Raw genomic sequence first — 9,317 nt, forward strand, 5'->3', positions numbered from 1 at the left:
GCCGGGTGGACCTGACCATCCGGGTTGGGCTTGCCCACCGGGGTGAGCCTGACCGCCCGGGGGTGGGCCTGACCGCGTTGGATCTCTCCCCCCTGGGGGGGCTTGACCGCCGGGTGAACCTGACCATCCGGGTTGGACTTGCCCACCGGGGTGGGCCTGACCGCCCGGGGCCTGACCGCCCGGATTGGTTCTCTCCCCCGGGGTGGGCCTGACCGCCGGGTGGGCCTGACCGCCGGGTGGGCCTGACCGCCGGGTGGGCCTGACCGCCCGGGTTGGGCTTGCCCACCGGGGTGGGCTTGACGGCCAAGGGTGGGCTTGCCCCCGGGTGGGCCTGACCGTCCGGGGTTTGGCCTGACCGCCCGGGTTGGCTCTCTCCCCCGGGGTGGGCCTGACCGCCCGGATTGGCTCTCTCCCCCGGGGGGCTGACTCACCGGGATGGATCTCACCCCAGGGTTGGGCCTGACCCACCGGGATGGATCTGACCTCGCGGGGCTCCCCCGGGTTGGGCCTGACCGGCCGGGTTGGATCCGCCCCGGGGTTGGGCCACCGAAGGCCGAGCACGAACCGCCCCCCAAACCGACCAGCGGCCGGACCGGACCCGGCAGGTCTGCCTCCCCGGCCGTCGGGCGTGGCAGGCTGAGAGGCAGCGGAGACGCAGCCGAGAGACACCCCGTCCACCCGCCCCAACCACCGCACCCCGAGGAATCGCGAGCGATGAGCCCCGCCGAAGGCGACCGTGACCCCCAGCGCATCCTGATCGTCGACGACGAGCCGGCCGTACGCGAGGCGCTCCAGCGCAGCCTCGCCTTCGACGGGTACGACACGGAGGTGGCCGTCGACGGCGCGGACGCGTTGGAGAAGGCGACCGCCTACAAGCCCGACCTGGTCGTCCTGGACATCCAGATGCCGCGCATGGACGGCCTGACCGCGGCCCGCCGCATCCGCGGGGCGGGCGACACCACCCCGATCCTCATGCTCACGGCCCGCGACACCGTCGGCGACCGGGTGACCGGCCTCGACGCCGGCGCCGACGACTACCTGGTCAAGCCCTTCGAGCTGGACGAGCTGTTCGCCCGTATCCGCGCCCTCCTGCGCCGCAGCTCGTACGCGGGGGCGGTGTCCGCCGAGGCCCAGGAGGACGAGGCGCTGACCTTCGCCGACCTGCGCATGGACCTCGCGACCCGTGAGGTCACACGCGGCAGCCGGCAGGTCGAACTGACCCGCACGGAGTTCACCCTCCTGGAGATGTTCATGGCGCACCCGCGCCAGGTCCTCACCCGCGAGCAGATCCTGAAGGCGGTCTGGGGCTTCGACTTCGAGCCCTCCTCCAACTCCCTCGACGTCTACGTCATGTACCTGCGCCGCAAGACCGAGGCCGGCGGCGAGCCGCGCCTCGTGCACACCGTGCGGGGCGTGGGGTACGTCCTGCGGCAGGGCGGCGCGGAGTGAGCCGGCTGGTACGGCGCTATCGGGCCCTGCCGATCAGGGCCCGGCTGGCGATGCTGGTCGCGGCGGCGGTGGCGTTCGCGGTGGCGGCGGTGTCGGTGACGGCCTGGTTCATCGTGCAGGGCAAGCTGTACGACCTGGTCGACAAGGATCTGCAGAACTCCTCGCAGCGTCCCGTGCGGGCCGGGCAGGTACTCGATCTGCTGGCCGCATGCCCGCAGAAGCCGACGGAGTCCTCCAGCGGCCTGCCGACCCACAACACCCTCTACTCGCAGCTGGTCAAGGCGGACGGCACGGCCTGCGTCTCCTCGGACTCCCCGGGCGTGGTGAAGACCACCCCGGTCGACCGGGCGATCGTGGGGCGCGACACCAGCCAGGGCGGCATTCTCCGGGACGGCACGGACACCGAGGGCAACCGGGTCCGGGTGCTCACCATGCCGCTCGTGGTCGTCACGGACACCGGGCCCCAGGTGTACCGGGGTGCCGCCTGGATGACCGCCGTACCGCTCGCGAACACCGAGAAGACACTCAACGACCTCGCCCTGATCCTGCTCCTCGTATCCGGGGTCGGTGTCATAGGAGCCGGCGCCGCCGGTCTCGCCGTCGCCCGGGCCGGCCTGCGTCCCGTCGACAAGCTGACCGAGGCCGTGGAGCACGTGGCCAGGACCGAGGACCTGACCATCCGCATCCCCGTGGAGGACGACAGCGAGGACGAGGTCGCCCGGCTCTCCCGGTCCTTCAACTCCATGACCGCCTCCCTGGCCAGCTCCCGCGATCTCCAGCAGCAGCTGATCGCCGACGCCGGCCATGAACTCCGTACGCCGCTGACCTCGTTGCGCACGAACATCGAACTCCTCACCCGCAGCGAGGAGACGGGCCGTCCGCTCCCGCCGGAGGACCGCAAGGCGCTGCTCGCCTCGGTGAAGGCGCAGATGACCGAACTGGCCGCGCTGATCGGCGACTTGCAGGAGCTGTCCCGTTCGGAGGGGCAGCGCGGCGAGCGGGTCCAGGTGGTGTCGTTCCAGGACACGGTCGAGGCGGCCCTGCGCCGGGCCCGCCTGCGCGGCCCGGAGCTGACCATCACGTCGGACCTGGAGCCCTGGTACGTGCGGGCGGAGCCCTCCGCGCTGGAGCGGGCGGTCGTCAACGTCCTCGACAACGCGGTGAAGTTCAGCCCCGAGGGCGGCATGGTCGAGGTGCGGCTGACCGACGGCGTCCTGACCGTCCGCGACCACGGCCCCGGCGTCCCCGAGCACGAACTCCCGCACGTCTTCGACCGCTTCTGGCGCTCCCCCAGCGCCCGCGCGCTGCCCGGCTCGGGCCTCGGCCTGTCCATCGTGGCCCGCACGGTCCAGCAGGCGGGCGGCGAGGTCACCCTGGCACGCGCGCAGGGCGGCGGCACGGTGGCGACAGTACGGCTGCCGGGCGCGCCTACGCCGCCGCCGGAGACGCCGGAGCCGGCCGAGATCCTGGCCGGCTGAGCGAGTCGTCGCGTCACTCCGGCTTCGGCAGGGCGCGCAGACGCTGGATCTGGGTGCGGCTCAGTTCGTTCGCGTGGCGCATGTGGCGGGTGATCGCCCGCAGTTCGTCCTCGCTGTGGTCGTCGAGGAGGGTCTGCCAGGTGCGCCCGAGCTCGTCCCACACCGCGGTGACCCGGGCGATGCGCTCCGGCACCGGGGTGACCAGCACCCGCCGGCGGTCCCGCACATCCGGGGTACGGGCCACATAGCCGCCACGTTCGAGCCGGTCCACCAGCCGGGTGGCCGAGCCCGTGGTGAGGCCGGTCATATCGGCGATCTGCCGGACCGTGAGCGGTTCGGGCTCGGCCGTCAGCAGGCTCAGGGCCTGCACATCGGTGGGGTGCAGGCCGAGGTGGTCGGCGACGGCCTGGTTGAACAGCACGTACGACGCCAGATAGCGCCGCGACTCCGCCGACAACTCCTCGTACAACCGGGCCCGGCGCGGGTCGGTCGCGTCCGTCACGTGACTCGCCTCCGAAAAACACTGCACGGTGCAGCAGACTCGCGGTACTTTACTGCGTGGCGCAGCTATTGCGTCACGCAGTAATCATCCGTCAGCCATCCTATTCCACCGGGGGACACCCATGCTCACCATCGCCGTCACCGGCGCCACCGGCGCCCAGGGCGGAGCCACCGCCCGCGTCCTCCTGACCGCCGGCCACCACGTCCGCGCCCTGACCCGCGACCCCGGATCACCGGCCGCCAAGGCCCTGCACGCCCTCGGCGCCGAAATCTGCCACGCCGACTTCGACGACCGTGCCTCCCTCGACGCGGCCCTCACCGGCGCGGACGCGCTCTTCGCGGTCACGACTCCGTTCGGCACCGACACCGAGACCGAGGTGCGCCAGGGCAGAGCCCTCGTCGACGCCGCGACGGCCGCCCGCCTCGGACACGTCGTCCTCACCTCCGCCGCCCACGCCGACCGCGGCACCGGCGTCCCGCACTACGACAGCAAGCACCAGGTCGAGCGGTACCTGTGCGCGTCCGGTGTGCCCTGGACGGTGGTCGCGCCGGCCGCGTTCATGGACAACCACGCCGACGGCTGGACCCTCTCCGGCCTGCGCGAGGGCGTCTTCGGCTGGCCCATGCCCGCCGACCGCCCCTTCGCCCTGATCCCCGCCGCCGACATCGGCGCGTTCGCCGCACTCACCTTCACCCGCCGGACCGAGTTCGTCGGCCGCCGTATCGACATCGCCTCCGACACCCGCACCCCGGAGCAGATCGCGGACGCCCTCACCTCCGCCACGGGCCGCCCGGTCACCCACCACGAGGTCGGCCTCGACGTCGTCCGCACCCACTCGGCGGACCTCGCGGCCATGTTCACGTACTTCACCACCACGGGCCTCGACGTCGACACCCTCGCCCTGCGCCGGGCGTACCCGGAGGTCGGCTGGCAGACCTTCGCGCGGTGGGCGGCCGGCCAGGACTGGCCCACCCTGCTGCACGCACCCCGCAGCTGAGGAGCCCCGACCGTTTCGGTTTCACCCACCCCCTCCCCACCGCCCCGCACACGAGGTCTAGCCTCTCCTCGGTCGCGCACTCTTCCGGTGCGCCGGGGAGGGGATCTCCATGGACGAGGGCGAGTCGGCACGGGTGTACCGCAGGCAGCGAAGACGGCCCCTGCAGGCCGCGCTGCTGCCGCTCATCCTCCTCGGCAACGCCGCGCTGCAGACCATCCGCAGCCACCACGCCGTGCCGATCTGGTGGACCCCCGTCCTGCTCGCCGCTCTCGTGGCGGTCGGCGTGTGGGGCGCCCTGTCGGAGTGGCGGGCGCACACCGTGGTGACGGCCCGGGGAATCACCCGCCAGGGGCCCTTGCGGGCGCGCACCTGGGCCTGGTCCACCGTGTACGACATCCGGATCGAGGCCACCGGCAGCCAGCCGCTCAACGCCCACCCCCGGTGGCCGGCCTACTTGTACGACCTGGAAGGCCGCCGCTTCCTGCTCCCGCAGATCAACGAGTGGCAGCTGGACGATCCCTACGCCGAGGTCGCGACCCTGCGCGAGGCGGCCTGGCGGTACGGGATGCCCTACGGGCAGCGGGCCGAGACCGAGGAACGGATCCTGCGGCAGGCCGGGCGGCGCCGGGGATGGCAGTGGGCGAGCGTCGCGACCGTGGTGCTGTTCGCCTTCATGGTCTTGGTCGCGCTGGCGGAGGACATCGCCGGGACACCGGCCAACCTCTACCTGCTGCTCCTGGTCATACCGCTGGCCGCTTTCGGCCTGCTCGGGCTCCTGCTCGCCCGCTACTTCGCCGTCCGCGCCCTGCGGCTGCCGCGCTGAGCGCTCCGCTGGAAGTGCCGCGATGCGCCGTCGGCCGTCTGCGGCGCCATCGTGGCTGGTCGCGCACACCCGGCGGAGCCGCATGGTGACGGCGGGCTCGGCGTCCAGGGTCTCGCCGATGCGGCGGGCGCCGGCGGTGGCCGCGGTGACGGTCAGGCCCAGTCGGCCGAGGTGGCGGACCGGCGGGTAGAGGCAGCCGAGGAGGGCGGCGAACGCGAGGAGTTGACCGAGGGTCATACGGCCGGCGGAGATCTCCCAGGCGCCCAGTCCGATCACCGCGAGCACGCAGAGCGTCTCGACGACCTCGACGACCTCGACGACCTCGACGAAAACGGCGGAGAATGCGGCCGAGTCCGCGTCTCCGGTGAGCCGTTCTACCAGGTCTCCCCGACGCTGCCGCTGGAAGAAGTGCGGCGGCAGGTCCGGGGCATGGCGGAAGACGGCCGCGCGCAATCGCAGCACGAATCTCTCGGCGGTCCAGGTGGCCAGGGAATTGCCGAGACAACCGACCAGCTCGGCGACCGCTTGGCGGGGGCGAGCGGGTGGAAACATACGGCGATTCTCCGTCTCCTGCGATTCACGTCGAGAGAATTCCGGCACCGAAAAAATTACGGCATTCGGAAGCCCGGAAAAGCCAATTCCAGCGAGACCTCAATTAGAGAGCGCTGCGAGTAATTCACGGGGAATTTCGGGAACCGCGGCGCCATTCACATGGGTTTTAGGGGGCGGCTGCCGTACCCTCTACGCATGAGCAGCGACGACACCGTACGAGCCTTCCCCGCCCGCTCCATCGAGACCCGCTCCGCGCTCACCCCGGACCAGGCCGATGCCGTGCGGGCCCTGCTCGCGGAGGCCGCCGCGGTCGACGGGCAGCAGCCGGTGTCCGAGCAGGGCCGGCTGCAACTGCGCGGTGGCGCCCGCGAGGGCGTCTCGCATCTGCTGCTGTGCGTCGACGGCGAACTCGTCGGCTACGCCCAGCTGGAGGACACCGACCCGGTCGAGGCGCCGGCCGCCGAACTCGTCGTACGGCCCGTGCACCGCGGGCAGGGGCACGGCCGGGCGCTCGGCGCGGCGCTGCTCGCCGCCTCCGGCAAGCGGCTTCGGGTGTGGGCGCACGGCGGGCATCCCGCCGCCCGGCATCTCGCCCAGGTGCTCGGCCTGACCCTGTTCCGCGAACTGCGGCAGATGCGGCGGTCGCTGACCGATCTGCAGCTGCCCGATCCGGTGCTGCCGGAGGGCGTGAGCGTGCGCACCTTCGTGCCCGGCAAGGACGACCCGGCCTGGCTCGCGGTCAACGCGGCCGCCTTCGCCCACCACCCCGAGCAGGGTTCGCTGACCCAGCGGGACCTCGACGACCGCAAGGCCGAGCCGTGGTTCGATCCGGCCGGGTTCTTCCTCGCCGAGCGGCGCGGGGAGGTGATCGGCTTCCACTGGACCAAGGTGCACGCCGAGGAGGGCCTCGGCGAGGTGTATGTCCTCGGGGTCCGGCCCGGCGAACAGGGCGGCGGCCTCGGCAAGGCCCTCACCACGATCGGCCTGCGCCACCTGGCCGGCCAGCAGCTGCCGACCGCGATGCTCTACGTCGACGCCGACAACCAGGCGGCGGTGTCGGTGTACGAGCGGCTGGGGTTCACGACGTACGAGACGGACCTGATGTACCGCACGGAGACCTGACATACGGCATGTACCGCACGAAGACCTGACATTCGGCGGGACGAGGGGCGGCCGGCTTGACGGCCGCCCCTCTCTTGCACCACCCTTTCACTACTCAATTAGTGAAAGGGTGGTTCAACGCATGGTCGAGTACCGCATCGACCGGCACAGCGGGGTCGCCACCTACGTCCAGATCGTCCAGCAGACCAAACAGGCCCTGCGCATGGGCCTGCTCGAGCCGGGAGACCGCCTGCCCACCGCACGCGAGGTCGTGGAGGCCACCGCGATCAACCCCAACACCGTCCTGAAGGCGTACCGGGAACTGGAACGCGAGGGACTGGTGGAGGCGCGCCGTGGCCTCGGGACCTTCGTGCGGCGGGCGCTCGGCGGCACCCCGGTCGACCCCTCCCTCCGTACCGAGCTGGAGGCATGGGCCGAGCGGGCACGCTGCGCCGGGCTGGAGCGGGACGACGTGGCCGCACTCTTCACCGCCGTACTCGACACGCACTTCCAGGGAGAACGTTCATGAGCGACACGGCGATCGAGGCGACCGGCCTCGGCAAGCGCTTCGGGCGCCGGGGAGGCTGGGCCCTGCACGACTGTGCCTTCCGGCTGCCCGCCGGGCGGGTGTGCGCCGTCGTCGGGCCCAACGGCGCCGGCAAGTCGACGCTGCTCGCCCTCGCCGCGGGGCTGCTCCCGCCCACCGAGGGCCGACTGCGGGTGCTCGGCACCAGTCCGGCCGCGGCCCGCCCGCGGGTCGGTTACATCGCCCAGGACAAGCCGCTCTACGGGCAACTCACGATCGCCGAGATCCTGCGCATGGGCGCCGACCTCAACCCCGGGCGCTGGGACCCGGCCACCGCCGAGCACGTCGTCGCGGGCGGCGACCTGGACCCGGCCGCCCGCATCCGCTCCCTCTCCGGAGGCCAGCGCACCCGGGTCGCGCTCGCCCTCGCCCTCGGCAAGCGACCCGAACTGCTGCTTCTGGACGAGCCGATGGCCGACCTCGATCCCCTCGCCCGGCACGAGCTGATGGGCACGCTGATGGCCCAGGCCGCCCAGTACGGCACCACCATCGTGATGTCCTCGCACGTCGTCGCCGAGCTGGAGGACTCCTGCGACCATCTGCTGCTCGTCGGCGGCGGCCGGATCCGGCTGGCCGGCGAGATCGACGACCTGCTCACCGCCCACGTCCGGGTCACCGGCGCCGCCGACTCGGCCGGCCTCGACGCGCACACCGTCGTCGAGTCCCGGGTCACCGGCCGCCAGCTGACCGCGCTGATCCGACCCGCCGGACCGCTCCCCGCCGACTGGCGCGCCGCGGCTCCCACGCTGGAGGAACTGGTCCTCGCCCACCTGCGCAATCCCGAGGCCCCCGCCCTGACCACCGCCCCGGCCGTCACCGAGGAGAGTGCCGCGTGACCACCGCCCCGACCGCCCTGCGGCCCCGCACCGCCCGCTGGCTGCTGCGGCTGCACCGCCCCGCGCTGTACGCCTTCACCGGCCTGCTGATCGTCCTGACCGCCGTGCAGCTCGCCCTGGCCGGCCCGCTCGCCGACGCGGCCGCCGCGGGCTGGCGCCAGTTCGACGCCTGCGGCATGGGCGTATGCACGTACGACCAGGCCGCGATCCTGCGCTACAAGGACTACTACGACTACGCCACCGACGCCCTGGACGCGCTGCCGTTCCTGGTGGCCGCCTGGGCCGGCGCCGCCCTGACCGGCCGGGAGATGGAGACCGGCACCGCCCGGCTGTCCTGGACCCAGGGCATCTCCCCGGCCCGCTGGCTCACCGTCCGGCTGGCCGTCCCGGCGGCGCTCATCGCCGCCGGCGCCGGTCTGCTGTTCTGGCTGCACCACCGGGCCTGGTCGGCGGGGCTGGGCCGGATCGACTCCGCCAAGCGCTGGTACGACCTGACGACCTTCCACGCCAACGGCCCCACCACCGCCGCGCTGGCCCTGACCGGGCTGGCGGCCGGCACCCTGGCGGGCCTGGTGCTGCACCGTACGCTGCCCGCGCTGGTCGTCGGCACCCTGTTCACCGCGGGCGTCGCCGGCCTGGCCCAGCAGCTGTTGCCCCACCTGTGGCCGGCGGTCACCCGGATCGGCACCCTCCACCAGGGCTACCTCGGTGACGGCATCGTCGTCGACCAGGGGCTGGTGACCAGGACCGGCGCTCATGTGCCCTGCTCTTCCGGGGCGTGCGACCGGGCCTCCGTGGACGCGGTCGGTTACTTCAACACGTATCACCCCTACTCTCACTACTGGCCGCTCCAGCTCACCGTCAGCGCGCTGCTCCTGGCGGTCGCCGGGGTGCTGGTGTTCGCCTCCTACCTGGTGCTGCGGCGGCTGACCGGAGCGCTGGGGATGGCCAGGGAAACGAAGGTCGTCGTCGTCAGCGCCTGATACAAAGCAC

At 72.6% G+C, this 9,317-nt stretch carries 9 protein-coding genes and 1 pseudogene; 8 read left to right on the forward strand and 2 right to left on the reverse strand.

What is annotated here, in order from left to right; translation table 11 throughout:
* The first annotated feature begins 714 nt into the window (after positions 1 to 714).
* A complete protein-coding gene (locus ACZ418_RS14680; RefSeq protein WP_468362211.1) occupies positions 715 to 1,449 on the forward strand; it encodes a response regulator transcription factor in 735 nt (244 codons plus the stop codon).
* Entirely contained in the window at positions 1,446 to 2,927 is a 1,482-nt protein-coding gene (locus tag ACZ418_RS14685) for a HAMP domain-containing sensor histidine kinase (RefSeq protein ID WP_468362213.1), read from the forward strand. Before ACZ418_RS14680 ends, ACZ418_RS14685 begins: the two co-directional genes overlap by 4 nt.
* A 13-nt stretch (positions 2,928 to 2,940) precedes the next feature.
* Here the strand turns inward: ACZ418_RS14685 and ACZ418_RS14690 are convergent, their stop codons facing one another.
* A complete protein-coding gene (locus ACZ418_RS14690) occupies positions 2,941 to 3,429 on the reverse strand; it encodes a MarR family winged helix-turn-helix transcriptional regulator (RefSeq protein WP_468362215.1) in 489 nt (162 codons plus the stop codon).
* A 121-nt stretch (positions 3,430 to 3,550) separates the two neighbouring features.
* Here ACZ418_RS14690 and ACZ418_RS14695 point away from each other — a divergent pair, with 121 nt between their 5' ends.
* Positions 3,551 to 4,426 (forward strand): NmrA/HSCARG family protein, encoded by an 876-nt coding sequence (locus ACZ418_RS14695; RefSeq protein WP_468362217.1) that lies wholly within the window; start codon positions 3,551 to 3,553, stop codon positions 4,424 to 4,426.
* Positions 4,427 to 4,535: 109 nt separating this feature from the next.
* Positions 4,536 to 5,249 carry a PH domain-containing protein gene (locus tag ACZ418_RS14700; protein ID WP_468362219.1) on the forward strand — a complete coding sequence of 238 codons (714 nt, stop codon included), beginning with the start codon at positions 4,536 to 4,538 and terminating at the stop codon, positions 5,247 to 5,249.
* An 84-nt stretch (positions 5,250 to 5,333) separates the two neighbouring features.
* Here the strand turns inward: ACZ418_RS14700 and ACZ418_RS14705 are convergent.
* Positions 5,334 to 5,762 (reverse strand): annotated as a pseudogene (locus ACZ418_RS14705) (ABC transporter transmembrane domain-containing protein); the annotation flags it as partial.
* Positions 5,763 to 5,996: 234 nt separating this feature from the next.
* On the opposite strand from ACZ418_RS14705, the gene mshD reads away from it, so the two are divergent.
* From mshD to ACZ418_RS14725, 4 genes are all read left to right on the forward strand, one after another.
* The gene (gene mshD, locus ACZ418_RS14710) at positions 5,997 to 6,923 is read left to right on the forward strand and encodes a mycothiol synthase (protein WP_468362221.1); all 927 of its coding nucleotides are present in this window, start codon (positions 5,997 to 5,999) and stop codon (positions 6,921 to 6,923) included.
* Between the two features lie 121 nt (positions 6,924 to 7,044).
* The gene (locus ACZ418_RS14715) at positions 7,045 to 7,431 is read left to right on the forward strand and encodes a GntR family transcriptional regulator (RefSeq protein ID WP_468362223.1); all 387 of its coding nucleotides are present in this window, start codon (positions 7,045 to 7,047) and stop codon (positions 7,429 to 7,431) included.
* Positions 7,428 to 8,324, forward strand: coding sequence for an ABC transporter ATP-binding protein (locus ACZ418_RS14720; RefSeq protein WP_468362225.1), 897 nt, complete (start codon positions 7,428 to 7,430; stop codon positions 8,322 to 8,324). Before ACZ418_RS14715 ends, ACZ418_RS14720 begins: the two co-directional genes overlap by 4 nt.
* On the forward strand, positions 8,321 to 9,307 hold the full coding sequence (locus ACZ418_RS14725; RefSeq protein WP_468362227.1) for an ABC transporter permease: 987 nt from the start codon (positions 8,321 to 8,323) through the stop codon (positions 9,305 to 9,307). The genes ACZ418_RS14720 and ACZ418_RS14725 overlap by 4 nt, the downstream gene beginning before the upstream one ends.
* Positions 9,308 to 9,317 lie beyond the last annotated feature (10 nt).

The sequence above is a fragment of the Streptomyces sp. NPDC030820 genome (assembly GCF_055572075.1).

What these genes read in the sequence shown, in the direction of transcription:
- ACZ418_RS14680 (WP_468362211.1), top strand. Translation starts at nt 715, where the DNA reads ATGAGCCCCGCCGAAGGCGACCGTGACCCCCAGCGCATCCTGATCGTC.
- ACZ418_RS14695 (WP_468362217.1), top strand. Translation starts at nt 3,551, where the DNA reads ATGCTCACCATCGCCGTCACCGGCGCCACCGGCGCCCAGGGCGGAGCC.
- ACZ418_RS14700 (WP_468362219.1), top strand. Translation starts at nt 4,536, where the DNA reads ATGGACGAGGGCGAGTCGGCACGGGTGTACCGCAGGCAGCGAAGACGG.
- mshD (WP_468362221.1), top strand. Translation starts at nt 5,997, where the DNA reads ATGAGCAGCGACGACACCGTACGAGCCTTCCCCGCCCGCTCCATCGAG.
- ACZ418_RS14715 (WP_468362223.1), top strand. Translation starts at nt 7,045, where the DNA reads ATGGTCGAGTACCGCATCGACCGGCACAGCGGGGTCGCCACCTACGTC.
- ACZ418_RS14720 (WP_468362225.1), top strand. Translation starts at nt 7,428, where the DNA reads ATGAGCGACACGGCGATCGAGGCGACCGGCCTCGGCAAGCGCTTCGGG.